Annotated in this window: 23 protein-coding genes and 1 tRNA gene; 14 read left to right on the top strand and 10 right to left on the bottom strand. The window is 37.6% G+C overall.

Annotation, left to right across the window (positions count from 1 at the left end; translation table 11 throughout):
- Window positions 1–74 precede the first annotated feature (74 nt).
- From K8089_RS01660 to tsf, 6 genes are all read left to right on the top strand, one after another.
- The gene (locus K8089_RS01660) at window positions 75–1139 is read left to right on the top strand and encodes a hypothetical protein (RefSeq protein ID WP_237601528.1); all 1065 of its coding nucleotides are present in this window, start codon (window positions 75–77) and stop codon (window positions 1137–1139) included.
- A gap of 140 nt (window positions 1140–1279) precedes the next feature.
- The gene (locus tag K8089_RS01655; protein WP_237601527.1) at window positions 1280–4732 is read left to right on the top strand and encodes a pyruvate carboxylase; all 3453 of its coding nucleotides are present in this window, start codon (window positions 1280–1282) and stop codon (window positions 4730–4732) included.
- Window positions 4733–4928: 196 nt separating this feature from the next.
- Entirely contained in the window at window positions 4929–5384 is a 456-nt protein-coding gene (gene rplM, locus K8089_RS01650) for a 50S ribosomal protein L13 (RefSeq protein WP_237601525.1), read from the top strand.
- Window positions 5384–5770 (top strand): 30S ribosomal protein S9, encoded by a 387-nt coding sequence (rpsI, locus tag K8089_RS01645; protein ID WP_237601524.1) that lies wholly within the window; start codon window positions 5384–5386, stop codon window positions 5768–5770. The genes rplM and rpsI overlap by 1 nt, the downstream gene beginning before the upstream one ends.
- A gap of 231 nt (window positions 5771–6001) precedes the next feature.
- Window positions 6002–6901: a 30S ribosomal protein S2 gene (gene rpsB / locus K8089_RS01640; RefSeq protein WP_237601523.1), complete on the top strand. Its 900-nt coding sequence runs from the start codon at window positions 6002–6004 to the stop codon at window positions 6899–6901.
- Window positions 6902–6999: 98 nt separating this feature from the next.
- Window positions 7000–7965 carry a translation elongation factor Ts gene (tsf, locus tag K8089_RS01635; RefSeq protein ID WP_237601522.1) on the top strand — a complete coding sequence of 322 codons (966 nt, stop codon included), beginning with the start codon at window positions 7000–7002 and terminating at the stop codon, window positions 7963–7965.
- 93 nt (window positions 7966–8058) lie between these two features.
- Here tsf and K8089_RS01630 read toward each other — a convergent pair whose 3' ends face one another.
- Together K8089_RS01630 and K8089_RS01625 are read right to left on the bottom strand one after the other, a co-directional pair.
- Window positions 8059–8784, bottom strand: a complete 726-nt coding sequence (locus K8089_RS01630; RefSeq protein WP_237601521.1) for a T9SS type A sorting domain-containing protein — start codon at window positions 8782–8784, stop codon at window positions 8059–8061.
- A gap of 417 nt (window positions 8785–9201) precedes the next feature.
- The gene (locus tag K8089_RS01625; RefSeq protein WP_237601520.1) at window positions 9202–10596 is read right to left on the bottom strand and encodes a T9SS type A sorting domain-containing protein; all 1395 of its coding nucleotides are present in this window, start codon (window positions 10594–10596) and stop codon (window positions 9202–9204) included.
- A gap of 182 nt (window positions 10597–10778) precedes the next feature.
- Here K8089_RS01625 and pyrH point away from each other — a divergent pair, with 182 nt between their 5' ends.
- The 7 genes from pyrH (at window position 10779) to K8089_RS01590 (ending at window position 19701) form a co-directional block, all read left to right on the top strand.
- Window positions 10779–11486: a UMP kinase gene (gene pyrH / locus K8089_RS01620; RefSeq protein WP_237601519.1), complete on the top strand. Its 708-nt coding sequence runs from the start codon at window positions 10779–10781 to the stop codon at window positions 11484–11486.
- A gap of 95 nt (window positions 11487–11581) precedes the next feature.
- Window positions 11582–12136 carry a ribosome recycling factor gene (gene frr / locus K8089_RS01615; RefSeq protein WP_237601518.1) on the top strand — a complete coding sequence of 185 codons (555 nt, stop codon included), beginning with the start codon at window positions 11582–11584 and terminating at the stop codon, window positions 12134–12136.
- A gap of 87 nt (window positions 12137–12223) precedes the next feature.
- Window positions 12224–13489 (top strand): DUF5686 family protein, encoded by a 1266-nt coding sequence (locus tag K8089_RS01610; protein WP_237601517.1) that lies wholly within the window; start codon window positions 12224–12226, stop codon window positions 13487–13489.
- Between the two features lie 165 nt (window positions 13490–13654).
- Window positions 13655–16042: an efflux RND transporter permease subunit gene (locus tag K8089_RS01605; RefSeq protein ID WP_237601516.1), complete on the top strand. Its 2388-nt coding sequence runs from the start codon at window positions 13655–13657 to the stop codon at window positions 16040–16042.
- Window positions 16043–16100: 58 nt separating this feature from the next.
- Window positions 16101–17543, top strand: a complete 1443-nt coding sequence (gene asnS / locus K8089_RS01600; RefSeq protein WP_237601515.1) for an asparagine--tRNA ligase — start codon at window positions 16101–16103, stop codon at window positions 17541–17543.
- Window positions 17544–17632: 89 nt separating this feature from the next.
- Complete coding sequence (gene rpoN / locus K8089_RS01595; protein ID WP_237601514.1) at window positions 17633–19096, top strand: RNA polymerase factor sigma-54; 1464 nt, start codon at window positions 17633–17635, stop codon at window positions 19094–19096.
- Window positions 19096–19701 carry a hypothetical protein gene (locus K8089_RS01590; protein ID WP_237601513.1) on the top strand — a complete coding sequence of 202 codons (606 nt, stop codon included), beginning with the start codon at window positions 19096–19098 and terminating at the stop codon, window positions 19699–19701. The genes rpoN and K8089_RS01590 overlap by 1 nt, the downstream gene beginning before the upstream one ends.
- On the opposite strand, the gene K8089_RS01585 is transcribed toward K8089_RS01590, so the two are convergent.
- The 8 genes from K8089_RS01585 to K8089_RS01550 form a co-directional block, all read right to left on the bottom strand.
- Window positions 19696–20400, bottom strand: coding sequence for an outer membrane beta-barrel protein (locus K8089_RS01585; RefSeq protein WP_237601512.1), 705 nt, complete (start codon window positions 20398–20400; stop codon window positions 19696–19698). The two genes, K8089_RS01590 and K8089_RS01585, sit on opposite strands and share 6 nt — an antisense overlap.
- Window positions 20401–20500: 100 nt before the next feature.
- On the bottom strand, window positions 20501–20974 hold the full coding sequence (locus K8089_RS01580; RefSeq protein ID WP_237601511.1) for an ExbD/TolR family protein: 474 nt from the start codon (window positions 20972–20974) through the stop codon (window positions 20501–20503).
- A 10-nt stretch (window positions 20975–20984) separates the two neighbouring features.
- On the bottom strand, window positions 20985–21611 hold the full coding sequence (locus tag K8089_RS01575; protein WP_237601510.1) for an ExbD/TolR family protein: 627 nt from the start codon (window positions 21609–21611) through the stop codon (window positions 20985–20987).
- Window positions 21611–22036: a hypothetical protein gene (locus K8089_RS01570; protein WP_237601509.1), complete on the bottom strand. Its 426-nt coding sequence runs from the start codon at window positions 22034–22036 to the stop codon at window positions 21611–21613. Before K8089_RS01570 ends, K8089_RS01575 begins: the two co-directional genes overlap by 1 nt.
- Window positions 22037–22048: 12 nt before the next feature.
- The gene (locus K8089_RS01565) at window positions 22049–22858 is read right to left on the bottom strand and encodes a MotA/TolQ/ExbB proton channel family protein (RefSeq protein WP_237601508.1); all 810 of its coding nucleotides are present in this window, start codon (window positions 22856–22858) and stop codon (window positions 22049–22051) included.
- A gap of 120 nt (window positions 22859–22978) precedes the next feature.
- Window positions 22979–23066: transfer RNA gene (locus tag K8089_RS01560), tRNA-Ser, on the bottom strand.
- 159 nt (window positions 23067–23225) lie between these two features.
- Window positions 23226–24254, bottom strand: a complete 1029-nt coding sequence (locus K8089_RS01555) for an asparaginase (RefSeq protein WP_237601507.1) — start codon at window positions 24252–24254, stop codon at window positions 23226–23228.
- A 16-nt stretch (window positions 24255–24270) separates the two neighbouring features.
- Window positions 24271–25035 carry a TatD family hydrolase gene (locus K8089_RS01550; protein ID WP_237601506.1) on the bottom strand — a complete coding sequence of 255 codons (765 nt, stop codon included), beginning with the start codon at window positions 25033–25035 and terminating at the stop codon, window positions 24271–24273.
- Window positions 25036–25083: 48 nt separating this feature from the next.
- Between K8089_RS01550 and K8089_RS01545 the strand changes: the two genes are divergently transcribed.
- Complete coding sequence (locus K8089_RS01545; protein WP_237601505.1) at window positions 25084–25518, top strand: retropepsin-like aspartic protease family protein; 435 nt, start codon at window positions 25084–25086, stop codon at window positions 25516–25518.
- The last annotated feature ends 17 nt before the right edge of the window (window positions 25519–25535 follow it).

Genomic DNA, 25535 nt, shown 5'->3' with positions numbered 1-25535 from the left:
GGACTTACATCTTTTCAGCGAAGCGGTCTTACGTCTTTTTATAAATCCATATCTTTAAAACAAAAATTGAAGCGATGGAGCGAAACAAACTCATTTCAAAAAAGAAACCCGCATATCCAGTTACAGATGCACTTTTAAAATATTTAACCCGCCACGGCCGCACCATAAAAATTCCTATTTATTACGACGATCTATTGCGCTTTCAAGGCTCAGTATCTGTTTTCGACAAAAACGGAAAAGACACGCTATGGGTTAGCGTTTACTATTCTGAATTTGAAACCGAAGAAATTAATCAGAGTCTTAAAAAAGTGTATTCCATTTTGCATTCAGATGGAAGTGATACCATATTTCCATACTTAAATATAGACAGTATCGATTTTTGCACCTTCGGAAACTCGAAACCCTTTAGAATAAAAGTGCGAAATATTCTAAACGACAATTACCTTTATCTTTACATAAAAAAGGCAGACGCCTCCCGTATTTACGGTTTGGAACTGGAAGATCTGCTATCGCCAAACCACATTAACTTCCTTGTTAGAAAAAACACCTTAATTGAAGAACACATTTCGGGAATTCCGGGAGACGATTTTATTGAAAACCATTTAGATAACTGCTCGCATCGCGACAAAATGGAAATTGCAAAGGAGTTTGTAAAATTCAACGAACGCTGTTTTGTGCGCCTTTTGGGCGATATGCGCTCCTACAATTACGTAATGGTTTTAACCCACGATTTTGACCGGATTCAATACCGAATTCGCGCCATAGATTTTGATCAGCAAAGTTATGAGGGAAACTCAAAAGTTTACAAGCCGCAATTTTTAAAAGAAAACAGCAAATTAGTAACAATGACCATGGAATTATTGCAACAAGCCTCCATAGATCAATACATTAACGAGGAAAGATCGCTACTAGCAAAGCGTGCTACGAGTATGAAAAAACGCTTAAAGGGACTTATGGTATGTATGAAAAAAGACAGCATCGCCCCACCCGAAAAAGTGAAACAATTAAAAATGGACCTCTTTGATTTAACTGGCGATATCAAATTTAAAAAAGCACAAAATATGGGCGAGGTGTTACAAAGCGCCTTAGATTTTGTTGTAAGAAACTACAAAAGTGAAAACCCTTATATTTTAAAATAACGTCTTTTATATCCTCAAAATAGACCGTTAAACATAAATAGTAAGTAAAAACTGTTGCTAAATAAAACAGAAATTTTTCTAAGCACACTTTGCAATTATTATCTTTAACGCAAATTTCAAAACATTAAAAATTGTCTGCCATGAAAATTAAAAAAGTATTAGTTGCGAATCGAGGTGAAATTGCAATACGTGTGTTACGAGCGTGTGCCGAAATAAACTTACAAACGGTTGCCATTTACACTTATGAAGATCGTTATTCGCAACACCGGTACAAGGCAGATGAGTCTTACCAAATAGGCGAAAATGACGAGCCTTTAAAACCGTATTTAGATGGTAATGCCATTATTGCTTTGGCAAAATCTAAGAATGTAGATGCCATCCATCCCGGTTACGGTTTTCTTTCTGAAAATTCTGAATTTGCCCGAAATTGCGCTGAAAACGGATTAGTTTTTATTGGCCCCGATCCAAAGGTTATGGATGCTTTGGGCGATAAAATTACCGCAAAAAAAATTGCTGAAAAATGCAAGGTACCTATTATAAAAAGTAATACAAAAGAGCTTACTTCACTTAAAGTTGCGCTTTCTGAAGCAGCTACCATTGGTTATCCTATAATGCTAAAAGCAGCTTCTGGCGGGGGCGGCCGCGGCATGCGAATTGTTAGAAACGATGCCGATTTAAAAAATAATTTTGAATCTGCACGTAGCGAATCGCTTAACGCTTTTGGCGATGACACTATGTTTCTCGAAAAATATGTGGAAGACCCCAAGCATTTAGAAGTACAAATAGTAGCAGATAATCACGGTAATATTCGCCACTTGTTTGAGCGCGATTGCTCTGTGCAGCGCAGACATCAGAAAGTAATTGAAGTGGCACCTTCATTTAATGTTTCGAAAAAAGTAAAAGATTCACTTTACAAATACGCCATTCAAATAGCCGAAGAGGTAAGTTACAATAACGTTGGTACCGTAGAGTTTTTGGTAGATAAAGAAGACAATGTATTTTTTATAGAGGTAAATCCGCGTATCCAAGTGGAGCATACTGTTACTGAAATGGTAACCGGAATTGATCTTATAAAAACACAAATTTTTGTTGCTGGCGGCTATAAACTTTCAGACAAACAAATTAAAATTTACGATCAGGAAACGCTTGCCACTTACGGTTTCGCGATGCAATGCCGTTTAACTACAGAAGACCCTGAGAATAACTTTACACCAGATTACGGCACAATCACTACCTACCGAAGCGCTGGTGGAATGGGCATCAGATTAGATGCCGGAAGTATATACCAATCGTACAGCGTGAGTCCGTTTTTCGATTCTATGCTTGTAAAAGTTTCGGCTCACGGGCGTACTTTAGACGGCGCCGTGCGTAAAATGTCGCGCGCTTTAAGAGAATTCAGAATTCGCGGAGTAAAAACCAATATTCATTTTCTTCAGAATGTAATTCATAGCGACACATTTAAGGAAGGAAAAGCTACGGTTAATTTTATAGCTAACACACCTTCACTTTTCGACATTAAACTTCCACAAGACAGAACTTCAAAAATTGTAAATTATTTAGGCGAAGTAATTGTAAACGGCAACCCCGATGTGAAAACCTTCGATAAAAACCGAATTTTTAGAACGCCAAAAATTCCAAAATTTGAAACTGAAAGCGATTTTCCGAAAGGCACAAAAGATATGCTTACGGAATTAGGTCCCGAAAAATTCTGCCTTTGGTTGAAAGAGGATAAAAAAATTCATTATACAGACACCACCATTCGCGATGCGCACCAATCGTTGTTAGCCACGCGTATGCGTAGTTATGATATGCTGCAAGTTGCGGAAAGTTTTGCCAAAAATCATCCAAATACTTTTAGTATTGAAATGTGGGGCGGCGCTACTTTTGATGTCTGCCTTCGATTTTTAAATGAAAGCCCGTGGACACGGTTACGCGAGCTTCGCAAGTTGATGCCGAATATACTTTTTCAAATGTTACTTCGCGGCTCAAATGGTGTTGGCTATAAAGCATACCCCGATAATTTAATTGAAAAATTTATCGAAACCTCTTGGGAAAACGGTGTCGATATTTTTAGAATATTCGATTCGTTAAACTGGGTGAAAGCTATGGAACCGAGCATCAATTTTGTTCGAAATAAAACAGGCGGAATTGCCCAAGCCGCCATAAGCTACACTGGTGATATTCTCGACCCAAAAGAAACAAAATACACTTTAAAATATTACACGCAACTTGCCAAAGATCTTGAAAACGCTGGCGCGCATATGATTGCCATTAAAGATATGGCCGGCCTTTTAAAACCGTATGCGGCGGCAGAGCTTGTAGCAGCTTTAAAAGACACGATTAAAATTCCGTTGCATTTGCATACACACGACACTTCTTCCATTCAATCTGCAACCTATTTAAAAGCAATTGAAGCAGGTGTAGATGTGGTGGATGTTGCGTTGGGCGGGCTTTCGGGACTTACCTCCCAGCCTAATTTCAATTCAATGGTTGAAATGATGCGCAATCAGCCACGCGAAAATAAATTTGATATTAATAAACTAAATGAATTTTCAAATTACTGGGAAGATGTTCGTGAAAAATATTATCCGTTTGAGTCTGGTTTAAAAGCAGGAACCGCCGAAGTTTACCAACATGAAATACCAGGAGGGCAGTATTCAAATTTACGTCCGCAGTCTGAAGCTCTCGGTTTGGGTGATCGTTTTGGCGAAGTAAAAAAAATGTACGCACAGGTAAACGAAATGTTCGGTAATTTGATAAAAGTAACACCAAGTTCAAAAGTGGTTGGCGATATGGCTATTTTTATGGTGACTAATAACCTTACGCCAACAGATGTTTTAGCGCGAGGTGAAGAAATCTCTTTCCCCGAATCTGTGATAAATTTCTTTAAAGGCGATTTGGGACAGCCTTTAGGTGGATTTCCAAAAGAGCTTCAAAAAGTTATTCTGAAAAACAACAAAGCATATACCGATAGACCCAATGCACATTTAGAGCCAATTGACTTTGATTCGGAATTTAAAGTTTTCAGAAAAAAATTTCAGCAAGGATTTACAAGACCTATAGAATTTGAAGATTTCCTCTCATATAGTTTATACCCACGGGTTTTTGAAGATGCACACGAAAAATACAAGCTTTACGGCAATGTTGCTATTCTTTCTACAGAAAATTTCTTTTATGGAATGAAGCTTCAGGAAGAGGCGATTATTGAATTGGAACCCGGAAAATCAATCCTTGTAAAACTGCTTTCGGTAGGTATTCCGAATGACGACGGCGTACGGATTGTTTTCTTTTCAGTAAATGGCGAAAACCGTTTTGTGGAAATAAAAGATAAGTCTATAAAGGTAGAAAAAGAAGTTCACGTAAAAATTGATCCACAAGACTCCAATCAATACGGCGCTCCGTTACAGGGAAGTTTATATAAAATTTTGGTGAAAAAAGGACAGGAAATAAAAAAGAACGATCACCTTTTTATTATTGAAGCCATGAAAATGGAAAGCACAATTACGGCAAATAAGGCTGGAAAAATTAAATCGATATCGCTTAAACCGGGAACAATGGTAATGAAAGATGATTTAATTGTGACTTTGGAATAAGTGGAAAACAAAATCGAAAGCAAAGCATTTTGTCAATCTTTTAAATGTATCAAGTATTACGTCTTTTTTTACAACAAATATATTCCCACCCCTTGCTTTTCAAATAAATAACATTACATTTGCACCCCTCTTAGACAAAATCTGTTTTGTTTTAAGGTGAGAAAACAATGATTTATTAACAATTGACAAAAACTAAATGGATACATTAAGTTACAAAACAGTATCTGCTAACAAAAATACCGTTGTAAAAGAATGGTTATTGGTAGATGCGGACGGGCAAGCATTGGGTCGTCTTGCAAGCGAAGTTGCTAAATTACTTCGCGGTAAGCACAAACCAAGTTTCACCCCACACGTAGATTGCGGTGACAACGTAATTATTATTAATGCGAGTAACATAAACCTTACTGGTAACAAATGGGCAGACAAAACTTACATTCGCCACACAGGATATCCTGGCGGACAACGTAGTCTTACCGCTACAGAAATGTACAAAAAAGACCCTGCAAGGCTTGTTGAAAAAGCTGTAAAAGGAATGCTTCCTAAAAACAAATTGGGCGCGGAAATCTTCAGAAACCTTAAAGTTTATGCAGATGCTAACCACGGTCAAGAAGCACAAAAACCTAGAGCAATTAACCTTAACGACAACAAGTAATGGAGACAATTCATAAAATAGGCAGAAGAAAAACCGCTGTTGCACGAGTTTACCTTAAAGAAGGAAAGGGAAACATTACTATCAACAAGCGTGAGTTAGAAAACTACTTTCCAACTGGAACACTTCAATATAAAGTAAAACAACCTTTGGTACTTACTGAAAACGAAACTACTTTCGATATTAACGTAAACGTATTTGGCGGTGGAATTACTGGACAAGCAGAAGCTATTCGTCTTGCTATTTCTCGTGCAATGTGTACGTTAAACGACGAAAATCGTGGTATTTTAAAACCAGAAGGTTTACTTACAAGAGACCCAAGAATGGTAGAGCGTAAAAAATTCGGACAGAAGAAAGCTCGTAAGAAATTCCAATTCTCGAAACGATAATATTTCAACTACGCGCAGTAACCTTAGTTTTGTGCGTTTGTTGAAAATTACAATACTCAACTTAAATTGGGTATCTCAAATGGGATGCCCAATGAAAGTTGACAAGTTCATAATCATTATTAATTAATAAAAAGCTGTTATCCGCCTTGGCGGAGTTAGTTTAGCATCTAAACCAAATCTGCCGTGGCGGAGAGGTTGCTATCCTTTCACAGAACGTAAACTAAAACAAAAATGGCAAAAAAAGTAGAAGTAAAAGACTTACTTGAAGCTGGTGTACACTTTGGACACCTTACCCGCAAATGGAACCCAAATATGGCCCCGTATATCTATATGGAGCGCAACGGTATCCACATTATCAACCTATACAAAACTGCTGCAAAAATAGATGAGGCTAGTGAAGCCCTTAAAAAAATTGCAGCCAGTGGTCGCAAAATTCTTTTTGTAGCTACCAAAAAACAAGCAAAAGACATTGTTGCTGAAAAAGCAAAAGCTGCTAACATGCCGTACATCACAGAAAGATGGCCAGGCGGGATGTTAACTAACTTTGTAACTATTCGTAAAGCCGTTAAAAAAATGGCTTCCATCGATAGAATGAAGCAAGATGGTACCTTTAACACACTTTCTAAAAAAGAACGTTTGGCAGTAGATCGTCTTCGTGCTAAGCTAGAAAAAAACTTAGGGTCTATTTCAGACATGAGCCGCCTTCCTGCAGCACTTTTTATTGTTGACACAACGCGCGAGCACATTGCAGTTGCCGAAGCATTAAAGTTGAAAATTCCAATTTTCGCAATGGTAGATACCAACAGTGACCCACGCGTTATTGACTACGTAATTCCATCAAACGACGACGCTTCAAAATCTATTGAAAGCATTATGAACATCGTTTCTGAGGCTATTATTGACGGGCTTGCAGAAAGAAAATCTGGAAAAGACGACGACGGTGACGATGAGGCTGGAATGGCTAAAAAAGCAAAACCTGCTCGTTCTTCAGATTCTAAAAAAGGTAAAGAAGTGAAAAAAGCAAAAGCTGAAGTACCTTCAACTGACGAAGAAGACGTAAAAGACATGAAAGAGGCAAAACAGCCTGTGCGTCAAAAATCGAAGAAAGAAGTTTTAAACGAAGAAGAATAGTAACCGTATTTTAAAATTTAAAAGTCGTTTGGTTCTTTTCTTTGTTGAAAAAATAGCTCGAACGACTTTTTTAATATAAAACCTAAAAAAATATACAAATGGCAAAAATAACAGCCGCAGAAGTAAACAAACTAAGACAGGCCACCGGCGCTGGAATGATGGACTGTAAAAAGGCATTAGTTGAAGCAGACGGAAATATGGACGAAGCAATATCTATCCTTAGAAAAAAAGGTCAGAAAGTTGCCGAAAAAAGAGCAGACCGCGAATCTAGTGAAGGTGTTGCTACTGTAAAGGTGAATAGCGACAACACAAAAGGTGTGGCTATTTCTTTAAACTGTGAAACAGACTTTGTTGCCAAGAACGATTCTTTCGTTGAAATGGCAAATAATATGGCAGAAGTAGCTTTAAACACATCTTCAAAAGAAGAGTTTTTAGCTTCAGATTTTGGCGGAATAACAATTGCCGAAAAATTAACCGAACAAACGGGTGTAATAGGTGAGAAAATAGAAATAGGTGGTTTCGAAATTTTAGAAGCTCCATTTGTAGGTTCGTATGTTCACGTTAACAAAATTGCTGCCTTAACAGGTCTTTCAAAAGCAGTTGACAATGCTGAGGAATTGGCAAAAGATGTTTCAATGCAAGTTGCTTCTATGGGAGCTACTACTTTGTCTTACAAAGATTTTGATCCAGAATTTGTAGCTTCAGAAACCGAGGCAAGAATCGCTGTTATTGAAAAAGACAATATTGAATTGGGACGTTTGGGGAAAACCCTAAAAAATGTACCAAAATACATTTCGAGAGCACAATTAACTTCCGAAGTTTTAGCTCAAGCGGAAGAAGACGCAAAAGCCGAATTAAAAGCTGAAGGAAAACCAGAGCAAATCTGGGATAGAATTCTTCCTGGAAAGTTAGAGCGTTTTATTAGCGACAATACTACTTTAGATCACGAAAAAGCGTTGCTTGATCAAAACTTTATTAAAGACGAGAAAAAGAGCGTTGCAGATTACGTAAAAACGTATGGCGATGTTGAAGTTGTAGGCTTTAAGCGTGTTTCTTTGGCTTAAGCTTTCTAAACATTCATTTTACCAAAGAGAGGCTGATTGATTTCAGCCTCTTTTTTTTGTGAAATGTCTGCTCGATTGCAGTCGAGAACTCATCTATTCCTTCACAAACTTTTTAATTATTGTAATGCCGTTTTCATCTTCAATGTTTAAAAAATAGATGCCACTCATTAGTTGGGAGATATCTACTGCCTTTGGGTCTTGAAGCGTTATGCTTTGTGTGCTCAACAGTTTGCCTGCTATGTTGAAGATTTTGATTTTTAGGTTTTGGGTGGTGTTTTGTGCTGTAATAAAGAGTTCGTTTTGGGCGGGGTTTGGGTGGATAGCGAACTGTGAATTGTGAAAATCTTCACTGGATAAAATATGGTCGCCGTAAATAGCCTTGTCTCCAGAAGGCGATGTTAACAGCAAAACTTTATAACCGTTTGTATCTGTGGTAATCGAATAGTTATAAATACTACCAAAGGGAGCGTAAAAAAAATTAAAATAAAGCTCCTCATAGTCTTGGTTCACTTGAAGGGTACAAGTAATGAAGGTGTTTTCTTGATAGGTAAACGAAAAAACAGGATTAAATTCATCATAAATTAGCAGTCCGTATATCTCATTACAAACGAAGGTAATAAACGCATCGGCACTATCGCCGTTTGAAATGGCATAAAAACGAGCTTGCACGTTTTGTACCTCGGAATTACGAGGAGGAGGATGATGCTCGCCGTTTATAATAAGGTCATGCAGATACCAGTCCACCCCTACCAATTGCGGATCTTGTGCGAAACTGAGTGCACCAATTTGGAACATTACTATGTAAAAAATTGCCTTCATTCTTTCGATTATTAAGGATTATTGCTTTACAAGGTTCTTTGAGTCCACGATTTCGCCGTCACACACAAGGTCGATTCAATAAATACCAGATGGATAACCGGAAACATTTAGGGTTGTACTTGTTTCGTTAACGTCCAGGGTCCGAGGTGCCTCGGGTTTACCATCAAATATTTATATTCTGGTCGATTAAAGTTAGTCGAATTCCAAAAATTATCCTAAAATTATTAAATATAAAACAGGAACAACCCTGTTTTTACACGGGGTTGTTCCTATTCAATTGCGCTATTTTCCTACAAATAAACCTTTGAAAGTAGGGCTTACCAACGGTTTTAATGTGTTTTAAAATAAAAAGGTCTCGACTCTAGTTTACCCTGGGCGAAGTCGAAGGACTCGACCCGGACATTTCTTTTCAGAAATTTATTCCTTCACGATTTTCCGTACCGTTTTTTTCCCTTCAGTAGTAATTACTGCTACGTACATTCCGGTTTTTAAAGAAGTTATATTCAGTTCGGTATTTGTAGATAAAGGTGCGTTTCCCACTACTTTTCTCCCCAATAGATCAAATATTTCAATTTTTTCAATCGGCAAATTTGCTTCCACCAAAACCTTATCCGATGCGGGATTGGGATAGACGGAAACCTCGGTCAATTTCAAATCTTCAACACCCAAATTTGTGTTTATACCAAAAATTGTTTCGTACGTATTTCCGTAATAGGTAGCAGTCACTGTATAAACGCCATCTGGCCAGGTGCCGTCTGTTGGGAAGTTCCATTCGGCATAAGCACCTGTATAATTAGGCCATGGCGAAGTAAACACCCAGTCGTATAATGCAGTACCATCGGGTTTTGTAATTACTATATGGGTATCGTCATTGGTGCGGATATCTCGATAAAATAAACGCAAAATCACCGGATCGCCAGGTTCAAAATTGAGTTCCTCATAAGTGTTTTCAACCACCCCACAATCATCGTCAAAATTTGTTGAATTATGGGTAGAAAGGTGGTTAATTTCGGGCACGAAATAATCTGGCTGATCCAAAAACCAACTATTCGCATTCATACTGTTGCACGGTCCCTCGTACGGATCTATTAAATTATTGCCGGCATCATAGATTTCAAAATGCAAATGTGGAATAGTACTGCTGCCAGAGCTGCCCGCAGCACCCAAATATTCACCCTCCGAAACAGTTTCGCCAATATTTTTTGACGTAATAGCACCGTCCTTAAAATGCCAATACCACGCTTGTGAACCATCAGCATGTTCTATTATAATCCCGTTCCAGTTTGGGTTGCCCGTATTAACGCAGTTCATATCAAAATTCCCATCACGTTTATCAATAATAGTTCCAGGGGCGGCGGCCACTATTTCCATAATTTCTTCCTGCATTCGTTTCCACGGATAAGGCCAAAGCACATAGTCTGTACCTTCGTGGTTGCCGTTATTCCAATCATAAGTGCGTTCGCCACATTCATAATCCAACAGATTTCCGTTTGGAGTTAAATCGTGATCTACTTGATTGTTTATTATATAATACCCGTAATCATCAAACCCAGCTTTGGGGCGAAGAGGCATTATAAACAACGGGGATCCCCCTCTGTGCTGAAAAGCATTTGGATTTTCTTGCAGTATTTTTTGCTTATTCAAAGCAATTTGCTGTCTTATCTCTTGGCGTTGCAAATCTGATATGCATTCAGTTTTTTCAATGTTAGCCGGCTGAAACGTGTGTGAAGCAGGTGCTAAAATTTCGGTAGAATTTTGAGAAATCAGTACTGTGGAAACGCCGAATAATAGATAAAATAATGTTGTTTTCATAAGTTGTAATTTTAAGGATTAGTTATATGTATTCAAAGTTACATCGCAGGAGTCGCGAAAATGTCATCACAAATGGTTTAAAATTTCCATTTTTTCGAAACAACGTATGGCAAAAACTACTTTTTTCAATTCCTTCCACCGCATCAATAATTTTCTTTATTTTTGCGCTGTAAAAATTCACTATGCACTACAAAAGAATACTATTAAAACTTTCTGGCGAAGCCTTAATGGGCAATCAACAATATGGAATTGACCCTATAAGACTTAAAGAATATGCACAAGAAATAAAGCAGATTACCGAAAAAGGTGTAGAAGTAGCCATTGTTATCGGCGGCGGAAATATTTTTAGAGGCCTAGCTGGTGCTAGCAGCGGAATGGACCGCGTTCAAGGCGATCATATGGGTATGCTTGCAACAGTAATAAACGGACTTGCATTGCAGAGTGCTTTAGAAAATGAAGAGGTAGCCACCAGATTGCAAAGTGCCATAAACATTAATGAAGTTGCTGAACCATTTATTCGCAGAAAGGCAATTCGCCATTTGGAAAAAGGACGCGTAGTAATTTTTGGAGGCGGGACCGGAAACCCTTATTTTACAACAGATTCAGCAGCGGTTTTACGAGCAATTGAAATTAATGCAGATGTAATATTGAAAGGTACGCGCGTAGATGGAATCTACACCAGCGACCCAGAAAAGGACAAACTCGCCACAAAATTCGATTTTATTAGCTTTGAGGATGTATTGCAAAAAGGCTTAAAAGTTATGGACACTACCGCTTTCACCTTAAGTCAGGAAAACGAATTGCCAATCATCGTTTTTGATATGAATACGAAAGGAAATTTGCTAAAAGTTGTTTCTGGCGAAAAGATTGGCACAAAAGTGAATTTGTAAAAATATTGTAATTATTGTTTACGAATATTCTATCTTTAAATCGAAATAATTAATTTATCACCCAAGCACAGGCAATGGGTTGAAAGTTGAATACTATGGAAGACGAAATTGACTTTATAATGGACAGTACTCGCGAAGCAATGAGCGATGCACTAAAACATTTAGAAAAAGAATTGGCTAACATCCGTGCCGGAAAAGCTTCACCTTCAATGGTGGGTAGCGTAATGGTAGATTATTACGGCAGCCCAACCCCATTGAGCCAAGTGGCAAACGTGAACACCCCAGACGGGATGACTATTAGCATCCAGCCTTGGGAAAAAAGCATGATTCCGGCAATTGAACGTGGCATTCATCTTGCAAACATTGGCTTTAACCCAATGAATAACGGCGAGAGCGTAATTATAAGCGTTCCACCCTTAACCGAGGAACGAAGAAGAGATTTGGCAAAACAGGCAAAAGCTGCTTCCGAGGAAGCAAAAATTGGTGTTCGAAACGATAGAAAAAATGCCAACAATGATTTAAAAGGATTGGAAATTTCTGAAGATTTAAAAAAAGGTCTTGAAGACGATATTCAAGAAATGACCGACACACACATCAAGAAAATTGATGAAATGTTTGCAGCAAAAGAAAAGGAAATAATGACCGTGTAAGGCACGCTTCGTTAAACTAATTACAATAAAGCGGCTTAATAGCCGCTTTATTTTTACATTTAATCTGCTTAAACCTAAACTTCCCCAATGCGTAAAATTCTTTATTTTGTTTTTTTTTGTATTGCTTGGCAAGCTACTTCTCAAGTGCCAGCAATACAAACAGATAAGGATACAATTGCAAGTGTTGAAGACAAAAAAGAACATCCGCTTTCCTCAGGTTACTATCCCATCGGTTTTTTCGACATAGATTTAAAAACACTTATAAAACTGAATAATTACGAAGGTTTCCGACTTGGAATTGGCGGATTAACAAACGACAAACTTTTTGAAAACTATAAATTTGGTGGGTATTACGCCTATGGATTTAAAGACAAATCTTCAAAATACAGTTTGGGTGCCAGTGCCCGTATTAATAAAGAAAGAAAAGCGTGGGTTAGTATTTATTACGCAGATGATGTAAAAGAAATTGGCGCTTTCGATTATTTAACCGATGCGCGCGTCTATTCTATTTTTGAACCGCGACTTGTTAATATCACTCAATTTTACAAATACAGAAAATGGTTCGCGAATATTGCCAGCGAGCTTTCTCCAAAATTTTTGGGCGAATTTAGGGTAGCGCACAGTAACGTAACCAATATTGAAAACTATTATTTTATAAACAACAACATTCCACTATCAAATTATCGACTGGCAGAAGCGACGGTATCTGTTAGAATAAGTCCGAAGACCAATTTTTTCACAAATGAAGATGGCACTAAAGAATATTTTGATGGCTTTCCAAAAATTAGTGCACAAATTACAAAGGGATTTAAAGGAGTGTTTGACAGCGATTTCAACTATACCAAATTTGGGTTGAAGTTAGATTATTATGTAAAACGCACCAACTTATCATCCACCAATATTCTTTTGGAAGGTTCTTTGGCTACGGGCGATGTACCGCTTACGCATCTATTTCACTCCTACCCCAACCAGCCAACCAAAGACGAAGTGTTGCAGCGCTTTTCAGTTGCGGGTGTGCAAAGTTTTGAGACCATGTATTTTGGCGAATTCTTTTCAGATAAATTAACAACCCTACAGATAAAACACAGCCTGCGCAGATTCAATCTCGGCGAAAAGTGGAAACCCGAATTGGTGTTAATTACCCGCCACGCATTGGGCGATATGAATAACATAGAAAACCATTTTGGAATCCCTTTTAATACATTAGACAAGCTTTACAACGAAACGGGTTTTGAAGTAAATAAAATACTTTTCGGGTTCGGACTTAGCGGGGCATACCGTTACGGATATTACAACCTTCCAAAATTCTCAGATAATATTTCGTTTAAGTTTACTTTCTATTTGCAGATATAGTTTGTAATTGAAACTTGCCAAAATATATAAATCCAGCCTGTATTCATCCATTAATCTTCCTCTAAAGATTAGTTTCTAAATCCTACATCCTTTCAAAATACCCCCAAAAATTAATCCCCCACTTATTGCAAATAGTTACCTTTGCTAATTCTTTAAAAAATAGCTTTGAACAAACTTTTTAGCATTGGGTTTTGGAGCTGGGTAGCCCGTTTTATTTTACGGAATCGCACCTGGATTTTAATAGTAATAGCAGCAATAACTGTGTTGCTTGCACTGCAGTGGAAAAACATGCGCTTCACTTATACCGAAGCCAATTTGCTGCCAGATGACCACCCTATAAACCTTGAATACGATCAATTTCTTTCGCACTTTGGCGAAGAGGGCAACTTGATTGTTATGGGTGTGAAAGATTCGACCATCTTTACGCCCGAAAAATTTAAAGCTTGGAACCAACTTTCCAAAGACATTGGCAAATTCAACGAAGTAGAGTTAACACTTTCTATTGGCAACCTTCAAAAACTCGAAAAGAAATTAGATACCACAGGTTTTGAATTAGTACCATTTATAAAAGACTCCATTTTTACTGATGCAAATCTTGCGGAATACAAAGACGAACTTTTCAACAAAATGCCTTTTTACGACGGACTTATTTACAGTCCCGATAAGCAAAGTATTCGCTCTGCTATCTATCTTAAAAAAGACATTGTAAACACACCCGCGCGAAAAGATTTTGTTATAAAAGATCTTATTCCGCTAATTAAAAAATTTGAAAAAGAAACCGGTGTAGAAGTGCATACATCTGGAATGCCCTACATTCGCACACTAAACTCACAAAATATTATTGATGAAATTGGGTTGTTTATTGGCGCGGCACTTTTTGTTACTTCGCTTATCTTTTTCTTCTTTTTCCGTTCTTGGCGCGCCACGTTTATTTCTATGTGTACCGTGATTATTGGGGTAATGTGGGCCTTCGGATTTCTGGGTTTAATGCATTATGAAATTACCGTGCTTACGGCATTAATTCCGCCACTAATAATTGTTATTGGTATTCCCAACTGTATTTTTCTCATTAATAAATATCAGCAGGAAATAAAACTGCACGGCAACCAAGCAAAATCGTTACAACGCGTAATTGCAAAAGTTGGTAATGCAACTTTAATGACCAACCTAACAACCGCTTCGGGTTTCGCTACTTTTATTTTGGTGAAAAGCGAGCTGTTAAGCGAGTTTGGTATTGTGGCCTCCATCAATATTGTCGCCATCTTTTTGTTGAGTTTGCTTATCATTCCAATTACCTACAGTTATATGGCGGTGCCAAAATACAAGCACCTAAAGCATTTAAATAAAACTTGGATAAACTCTTTCGTCAACTGGATTGAACGCATGGTAAAAGAGCGCCGCATCACTATTTATATTGCGGCAGTTCTATTATTATGCTCAAGTATAATTGGCATTTACAATATAAAAATTTCAGGAAGCTTGATTGAAGATATGCCTAAAAACACCGGCTTTTTTGACGATATTCGCTTTTTTGAAAAAGAATACGAAGGTATTATGCCCTTAGAAATAATGGTAGATACAAAGAAGAAAAAAGGCGTCATGAGCCTTTCTACTTTAAAACGTATTGACGAACTGCAGGACCACATTAAAGAAATTCCAGAATTTGCGAAACCACTTTCTGTAGTTGAATTGGTGAAATATTCTAAGCAAGCATATTACAACGGCAACCCCGAATATTACCAATTGCCAAACAGTCAAGAAAGAACGTTTATACTATCCTATGCAAAAAGCAGCAATACAAACACCAATTTATTAAATAGCTATGTGGATAGCACGGGGCAGTTTGCACGTATTACCACTTTTATGAAAGACACCGAACCCGATAGGTTTAAACGCATTGAAGAAGATCTCAATACCGAAATAGCAAAGGTTTTTCCCGTAGAACGCTATAATGTTTCGGTTACAGGGAAAGCCTTGGTTTTTCAAAAAGGAACGCATTATTTGGTAAACAATTTAATTCTTTCGCTTTCGCTTGCCATTTTCTTAATTGCGCTCTTTATGGCGTGGATGTTCCGAAGTTTTAAAATGATTTTAATTTCATTAATTCCAAACCTCCTACCTTTAATAATAACAGCAGGTGTCATGGGGTTTGTGGGAGTTCCTATAAAACCTTCCACTATTCTGGTTTTTAGCATTGCCTTTGGAATTTCGGTGGACGACACCATACATTTCCTCGCAAAATACAGGCAGGAGCTAATTGCAAATAACTGGAAAATAAAGAAGTCGGTTTTTGCAGCTTTGCGGGAAACTGCGGTAAGTATGTTTTATACTTCCATCGTGCTGTTTTTCGGGTTTTCGGTATTTACTATTTCGAGTTTTGGAGGCACCGTAGCTTTAGGCGCATTAGTGTCTATAACGTTGCTTTTTGCAATGCTATCAAATTTAGTGTTGCTGCCTACCCTCCTACTTTCGTTAGAAAGAAGCATTGCCAATAAGCAAACAATGAAAAAACCTGCAATAGAGATTTTAACCAATGATAAAGAAGATGAGTAATTCTGGATTGAGTATTCAGGATTAAAAAAATTATATTTGCTCCCCTTAAATTAATATTATGCAAAACAAAACAATAGTACAATTATTGAAAAGTGAACCCACTCATCACAAAGTTATGGTGCGCGGTTGGGTACGTTCATTTAGAAGTAACCGTTTCATTGCATTAAATGATGGATCAACAATCAATACGCTTCAATGTGTGGTTGACTTCGAAAATTTTGAAGACGAAGTTCTCAAAAAAGTAACAGTAGGTGCCGCTATTGAAGTAGTTGGTTTGCTCGTAGAGAGCCAAGGGCAAGGCCAAAATGTAGAAATTCAAGTTTCAAACTTAACCGTTTTGGGCGAAGCCAATCCTGAAGACGTGAAACGTACCATTCTTTCACCGAAGCGTCATTCGCTTGAAACCCTGCGCGAACAGGCACATTTAAGAATTAGAACCAATACATTTGGCGCCGTAATGCGCACGCGATCTAAACTAGCTTTTGCCGTTCACGAATATTTTCAGAAAAACGGATTTAATTATATGCACTCGCCAATAATCACAGGGAGCGATGCCGAAGGAGCTGGCGAAATGTTTCGCGTTACAAATTTAGACGCGAAAAACCCGCCATTGGACAAAAACGGAAATGTAGATTATAAAGAAGATTTCTTCGAAAAAGAAACCAATCTTACTGTTAGCGGGCAGTTAGAAGCCGAAACTTACGCAATGGCTCTCGGTAAAGTTTATACTTTCGGCCCAACTTTTAGGGCAGAAAATTCAAACACCAGTCGCCACTTGGCGGAATTTTGGATGATTGAACCAGAAGTTGCTTTTTACGATTTAGCTGCAAACATGGATTTGGCAGAAGACTTTATAAAATACGTTATTACCTATGCTTTGGAAAACTGTGCAGACGATTTAGAATTTCTCGAAAACCGTTTGCTAGAAGAAGAAAAAACAAAGCCACAAGCCGATCGCAGCGATATGAAACTTCGCGAAAAGCTACGTTTTATTTTGGAAAATAACTTTAAAAGAGTTAGTTATACTGAAGCTATCGACATTTTAAAAAGCTCTAAACCAAATCAAAAGAAAAAGTTTAAATACCTAATTAAAGAATGGGGCGCCGATTTACAAAGTGAACACGAGCGGTTTTTAGTTGAAAAACATTTTAAATGCCCTGTTATTCTTTTTGATTATCCAGCAGATATAAAATCATTTTATATGCGCTTAAACGACGACGGCAAAACCGTACGCGCTATGGATGTGCTTTTTCCAGGAATTGGTGAAATTGTAGGCGGTTCACAACGAGAAGAACGTTACGATATTCTTTTAGAAAAAATGAAAACCATGAATATTGACGAAAAGGAATTATATTGGTACCTAGACCTTCGCAAATTTGGCACCGCCGTTCACAGTGGTTTTGGACTTGGTTTTGAACGTCTGGTTCAGTTTACCACGGGCATGGGCAACATTCGCGACGTAATTCCGTATCCAAGAACTCCAGGCAACGCCGAGTTCTAATTTAAAAAGCATAAGATTGTATTAAAACTAGCTACTTCACTATTTTAGTAGCTGGTTTTTTTTAACTTTATGAAGTAGTAAAATATATCATGTTAAAACAACAATTAAGCTTTAAACTCTCCCAGAAATTATCGCCTCAACAAATACAGTTGATGAAGATGATTCAACTACCTACGCAAGCTTTTGAGCAACGAATTGCCCAAGAATTGGAGATAAACCCTGCTTTAGAAAGCGGAAAAGATGACAGTGATAGTTTTGAGGACGAATTTAGCAATGACGAATTTAACGATGATTACGACGAAGGTAACGAAGTAATTGAAACCGATATAAACGTTGACGATTATTTAAGTGATGATGAAGTGCCAAGCTACAAACTTTCTGCCAGCAACTACAGTGCAGACGACGAGGAACGCCAAATGCCTTACGCGGCCGGCACCTCCTTTACGCAGTACTTAATGCAGCAACTAAACACCTATCGCTTAACCGACGAAGAAAAAGATATTGCTCATTTTTTAGTGGGCAGTGTAGATGAAAGCGGTTATATACGTCGCGACCTTCAAGATATAGTTGACGATCTGGCGTTTACGCAAAATGTTTACACCACCGAAGATAAAGTTGAAAAAGTGCTGAAAGTAGTTCAGGAATTAGATCCGGCGGGAGTGGCCGCCCGCGATCTTCAGGAATGTTTATTGTTGCAGCTAGAACGAAAAGAACCCAAACTTTCAGTTGCCTTGGCAATTGATATAATTGACGATTCGTTTGACCATTTCAGCAAAAAGCATTACAAAAAACTTATTCAAAAACTTGATATTACCGAAGACCAGCTTCGCGATGCAATTCACGAAATTGAAGCATTAAACCCGAAACCCGGCGGAAATTATTCGGGAAATAATAGAATTGTAGAACACGTAGTTCCCGATTTCGCAATTCGGATTGTTGATGGCGAATTGGAACTTACGCTAAACGGAAGAAACGCGCCCGAGTTACACGTTAGCCACGATTACACCAATATGTTGAAAGGCTACAAAGAGTCGAAAGAAAAGTCGAAAGCACAGAAAGATGCCGTCATGTTTATTAAACAGAAGCTGGATGCCGCCAAATGGTTTATAGATGCCATTAAACAAAGGCAGCAAACGTTATTTATAACCATGAACTCCATAATGCACCACCAAAAGGAATATTTTTTAAGCGGCGATGAGCGAAAGCTAAAGCCAATGATTCTAAAAGACATTGCAGACAAAATTAATATGGATGTTTCCACGGTTTCGCGCGTGGCGAATAGCAAATATGTAGATACACCTTACGGAACAAAATTGATTAAAGAGTTTTTTAGCGAGTCGATGAAAAACGATCAAGGTGAAGATGTTTCTACTAAGGAAATTAAGAAAATTTTGGAAATTACGATTTCCGAAGAAAACAAAAAGAAGCCGTATACAGACGACAAGTTAGCGAAAATTTTGCTCGAAAAAGGCTACCCAATTGCGCGTCGAACCATTGCTAAATATCGCGAGCAATTGGATCTTCCCGTTGCAAGACTAAGAAAGGAGATTTAATGAGAATTTTTTTAAAAGCCGCTTCGTATATTTTTCATCCGCTTTTAATGCCACTTTTGGGCACTATGCTCTATTTTATAGTAACTCCAAGGTATTTAGACCCCGAAATAATGCGCGCCAATCTTTTTGGCATTACCATTATTACTCTAATAATACCGGTAGTTGTTTTTTTCCTATTAAAAAACTTAGGAGTAGTAGAATCCATTTATTTAAAGCACGTTAAGGAACGAAAGTTTCCATTAATGATACAGTGTATTTTGTTGTTGTTAATCATTAAAATGATTTTTGACCCGTACGAAGATCCTGAATTGTACTATTTTTTTGTGGGGTTACTTTTCTCGGCCTTTAGTGCGCTGGTAATGGTTCTTTTTAAACAAAAAATAAGTTTGCACCAAATGGGTGTAGCGGGAATTTTAATGTTTCTTGTTGGCTTGAGTGCTCACTTTAAAATAAACCTACTGGTTACAATCAGTTTCTTTTTGTTTGTTAATGGTTGGGTAGCATCATCGCGCTTAAATGGTAATGCGCACACCTATGCCGAACTAGGAATCGGCCTATTTTTGGGAGCAATACCCCAATTAATTCTTTTCAGTTTTTGGTTATAGAATATAAAACAACAAACCTACTTTTAATGTTTTAAAATCTACGTTATTGCCATTTACGGTAACGGCATCCTTAAAGAAAGGATTTATGCTATACGAGGCAAAAAAGTTAAACGTATTGTACCCCATACTTATAGTAGCAGAAAGTCTTATAGGATCAAATTCGGAAATTTTAGTTTGATTAACGGTGTTTCCTGGCTGCTTAAATGTAGATTTATACCAATATGCATATCCAACCCTAAACCCCGTGTAAACTCTCCAAAACTTATATGTTGAAGCTGTAGAGGTTCGCCATCTAAATTCTATAGGGGCTTCTATTACGGCCATATTAAATCGGTTTCGTGTAAATTGCACGGTTCCGTCTAAAATTCTAAAAATGGTTTCATCGTTTTCGGTCTCACCTATAAAAAGATTTTGGCCAAATTGATCTAAGGCAAGACCGGCTCCAATGGCAATAGCCAAATTACGTCTTTTGTTAATTGGCATATCGCGTAAGAATCCTAATTGGAGCCCTCCGGATAGTCCACGAATATTTCCACCAGTCGGAAGTCCCAAAGGAAGGTTATACGTTACACCAATATAAAATTGATCTTCGCGATATTCTGTATCAACATTAGCTGAAGCTATGGTATCTTGAGCCAAAGTTGGTATTGAAACCAGAATTAGCAACAATGTAAAGAATATTTTAAGGGCTTTCGGCATAACAATCAAAGATAATTGTATTTTCAAGAATACAGCAAACAAAAAACGCCTTGAACCATAAACTACGGTTCAAGGCGTTTTAAAATTTATTAACACCTATTTAGTTATTTAACTCATTACCCGGAGTGGTAATGTAAATAAGCTTTAACATATTCAATTCACGTAATTGTTGTTTAATATCTGTAACCATACCCGTGTTGGTATCCTCATCAACCTTTAATGCAACCATAACCTTATCCTGAAGTTCAGGTAGTAATTTCTGGCGCATTTCAGTTAAAGCAAATTTAATATTGGTTATATCTGTGTATTTATCACCAATTTGAATTTTAGCCTCAGTACCAAATTTATCCTGGTATCTTGCACTTGGTTTACCAGCGTAAATATAAACGGAACGATCCTTTTTCAATTTTTCAACTTGATCTGCCTTTGGCAATTTATTCTGAACGAGTAAATTGTCATCACGCAATACAGTTACTACCATAAAAAAGAATAATAACATAAAGACGATATCTGGCAGGGAAGCGGTGCTCACTGGCGGTAGTTCGTTACTTTTTTTCTTTCTAAACTTCGACATAGTTGTATTATTATTGTCCAGATTTTTTAGGTTCAGCTTCCGATAATTTCATAGGAAATAACTTCTGAATTGTCTCCAGTTTCTCCTGAAGAGCTTCTTTAGCAGCCTCGCCTTTTATCTTTCCTTCATCAAGTTCTTTGGTCATTTCGGTAAATTTCCATCCGTAAAGCCTTTCAGATTCTCTATCTCTTAAAAAGTTGTATGCTGCTACCAATTCATTTTGAACAGCGATATACATTTTATACGAGGTAAGTCTATCGTTCTGAACTGATATTACTGCCTTCTCTGGATTATCTGAAGACTCCGGGCTTCGGGGTCCTTTGCAATAATTGCAATATTCTGGGCTACCAGAAGGTGCTCCTCCATTATCTAGAAAAGTGATTGCTGCTTGGCGCAGATCTTTGAGCTCCATTAGTTTTTCTTCAACTAATAGTTGGTCATCTCTGTTTACATTTACAATAAACAAGTTCTTTTCTTTAATTTTTGGCGGGTCAACAATTTCTTCAATGGGCGGCAACTGTCGTGCAATTCCTTTATCCTTTTCAATGGTAGTTGTTACCAAGAAAAAGATAAGTAATAGGAAAGCGATGTCAGCCATCGACCCTGCGTTTACTTCAGGTGTTGCTCTTCTTGCCATTATTTTGTTACTTTTTTAATTCCGCCGAAAACCATAGAGCCTACTGCGATTATAGCTAATATGTAAAAAGCGTACAATCCTGTACCTACCCATTTAGAGCCGCTTTCGGAAAGCATTCCGCCATCTTGTGTTGCTAACGGATTACCATCTGATAAAACATAGGATACAACTACAATAAGTAGAAAAGCCCCGACAGATATAAGCGTGTTTTTAATATTGCCTGCAAAGATTCCTTTCACCACAAAGAAGAGAACAAACGCTACTGTAATAGCAAATATAATATAAGCCACATACAGGAAACCATCAACTCCTTCGCCAGTTTCAACGACAGCAGTATCACCTTTTGCAATGATCATTGCAAGAAAAATAATTCCCGCAACGCTTAAAAGCAATGCTACAATTTTTAATATTTTATGTAATGCCATCTTGTGGTTTGTTTAGATTTTATTTTTTGTTTTGTAATCGAATAACATATCGATTAAAGTAATAGAAGCATCTTCCATACTGTTAACGATACTATCAATTTTAGCGATAATATAGTTGTAGAATACTTGAAGGATAATGGCCACAATTAAACCAAATACAGTTGTTAAAAGTGCTACTTTAATACCTCCCGCAACCAATGATGGGTTCATATCACCCGCCGCCTGGATTTTATCGAATGCATCAATCATACCAATTACAGTACCCATGAAACCAAGCATAGGTGCAATTGCGATAAATAATGAAATCCAAGAAACGTTCTTTTCAAGTTGTCCCATTTGCACACCACCGTAGGCTACAACCGCTTTTTCAGCAATATCGATGCCTTCGTGAGCTCGATCTAAACCTTGGTAATAGATTGAAGCAACTGGGCCTTTTGTGTTTCTACATACTTCTTTAGCAGCTTCAATGCCACCGCTGTTTAAAGCATCTTCTACTTGTTGGGCTAGTTTTTGCGTATTGGTAGTTGAGAGATTAAGGTAGATAATTCTTTCAATAGCAATTGCCAAGCCTAGAATTAAACACAATAGTACAATCCCCATAAATGCAGGACCACCTTCCACAAAACGCTCTTTTAACATTTGATGGAATCCTTTTTCGGGTTCTGCTGCTGGTGCTGTTTCATCTTGAATGAATGAAACTGTGGCTGCTGTTACCAAAGCTTGAGAACTAATTGGCATTGTCTTCGCTGTTGAAGCGTTAGCGTTTAATGTGCCTACAAATACCATTGAGGCAACCGCCATAATAGAAAATAATTTTTTCATTGCTATCGACTTAAAGTTTGTTTTTAGTTAAGGGTTTAAAGATATAAAATAATTTAGTTAATCTGCAAGAATATTAATTGACACTCAAAATGAGTTTTATAATAGTCTATTTGTTAATCGCAGAGAGGAAGGGATTCGAACCCTCGATACGCTTGTGGCGTATACACACTTTCCAGGCGTGCGCCTTCGACCACTCGGCCACCTCTCTAAATTTCGTTACTACTGTACGCCTCACACAGCAGTAAACGTATATTTCAAATAATTTCGAGAAAATGCCACGCTTCAGAATTAAAATAAGGCATTTGTTTGAAACGAGTGCCAAATATCAAAAAAAAAATAACGCTACAAAATAATTTTAAAAGATAATTTAGTGCATTTCGCCGCGCAAAGAGGTTTCAAATATGGTTTTGAAGCTTTTAGCCGAAATATTTTGACCCAACAAATACATCAATTTTGCCAAGGCAGCTTCCGTAGTGCAATCTTTTCCGCTAATAACACCTATTTTTTTAAGATCGGTACTGGTTTCATACAACCCCATATTTACACTTCCGCCAGAACATTGTGTAACATTTACTACAGGTATTCCCTTTTTAATCACTTTTTTAAGAGAGTTTATAAACCAACTGGCATTGGTAACATTGCCGCTTCCATATGTCTCAATTATCAATCCGTTTAAGTCTGGGTAATCAAAAATATAGTTAATGGTAGCCTGATCAATACCCGGAAACATTTTCACCAAAAGCACATTGCTTTCCAATATTTTGTGAACTTTTAGTTTTTTTCTGCGGTTTGGCCTGTAAAGTGCTTCATTATTAACTACCAAATGCACCCCGCTTTGCACCAGCTCTGGATAGTTGAGCGATGCAAAAGCTTCAAAATGTTCGGCATTAATCTTGGTTGTTCTGTTGGCGCGGTATAATTTGTATTCAAAATAGAGGCAAACTTCAGCAATTTTTGAAACTCCCTTTTCTTGCAACGAAGCTATCTGAATAGAGGTAATTAAATTTTCCTTTGCATCTGTACGCAAATCACCAATTGGTAATTGCGAGCCAGTAAAAACAACTGGTTTGCCCAAATTCTCTAGCATAAAACTCAAGGCCGAAGCGGTGTAACTCATAGTATCGCTACCGTGAAGCACCACAAAACCATCCATTTTTTCATAATTAGCTTCAATTATGGTGGCAATATCCACCCAGAATTTTGGACTCATATTAGAACTGTCTATTGGTTCTGGAAAGGAAGTAGTTGTAATATCGCAATCTAACAGTTTCAGCTCGGGAATATGGTTCAGCAATTCATCAAAATTGAAATTGCGCAGCGCACCGGTTTCAAAATCCTTTATCATCCCGATGGTTCCGCCAGTATATATAAGGAGTATTTTTGGTGTTTTTGTCATATTTTTTTATACCTATTTATATTCCAAAAATCGCTTTGGAATTATCAGTTGTAATCTTCGCTATTTCCGGTTCCGGAACATCGTAAATTTCTGAAAGTTTTTTGCAGACCAACGCTAAATAACTGCTTTCATTCCTTTTTCCGCGAAAAGGTACTGGGGCAAGGTAGGGCGAATCGGTTTCCAAAACGATATGCTTCAGTGGAATTTCATTTAAAAATTTATCAATCTTTCCATTTTTGAAAGTAACCACGCCGCCAATCCCCAATTTCATATTAAACGAAATGGCTCTTTCAGCCTGCTCAATAGTACCAGTGAAACAGTGAAAAATTCCGAAAAGGTCATCGCTTTTTTCGGTTTCCAAAACTTCAAAAATTTCATCAAAAGCGTCGCGACAGTGAATAACAATAGGCAATTTGTGTTTTTTCGCCAATTGAATTTGCCTCTTAAAAGCTTGTTTCTGTATTTCTAAAGTAGAAGTATCCCAATAAAGATCGATGCCAATTTCGCCCACGGCATAAAAACTTCTATTTTTAAACTGCTCTTCAACGTGCGCCAATTCTTCTTCAAAATTCTCCTTTACCGAAGTTGGATGCAAGCCCATCATTAAATAAACATGTTCGGGGTATTGCTTTTCCAAATCGTACATAGCTTCGGTGTAACCAGAATCTATGGCAGGAATAAAAAAACGTTTTATACCTGCATCAAAAGCGCGCTGCATCATTTTGTTTCGGTCTTCGGCAAAAGCATCGCTGTACAAATGGGTGTGTGTGTCTGTCAACATAGTTGCAAAGCTACTTATTTTGTTTGCTATCTTTGCACAAAAAAATTGATGCAATTACGCAAATTTATTGAAGCCGAAGGATTTTATCGCATTCCTTTAAAAAGGCTCAACACCGGTCACTACCTTTTTTCGGCGAAAATTAACGGTGTTTTAGGTTCGTTTATTTTAGATACTGGAGCTTCTACAAGCTGTGTGGGCATTACCGATAGCGCCCACTTTTTGTTGATAAGCGAAGACAGCATTATTAAAGCCGCTGGGGCCGGAGCCACAAATATGGAAACTATGTTTTCCCGAGGAAATGAATTCAACATAAACAAATGGAGTATAAAAAACATGGACTTTGTACTTTTTGATCTCTCTCACGTTAACGAAGCGCTTTTGCAGGCTAATGAAAGTGCCATCAACGGAATAATTGGCGCCGATTTTTTAAAAGAGCACCGAGCGGTAATAGATTATGGCCGAAATTGTTTATACATAAAATAGAAGAATATGCCTAGAGA

Origin of the sequence: Aequorivita vitellina (assembly GCF_022008365.1) — a bacterium.
Taxonomy (GTDB): Bacteria; Bacteroidota; Bacteroidia; order Flavobacteriales; family Flavobacteriaceae; genus Aequorivita; species Aequorivita vitellina.
The sequence above is the reverse complement of the archived record's forward strand: the minus strand, read 5'-3'. Positions and strand labels throughout refer to the sequence as shown.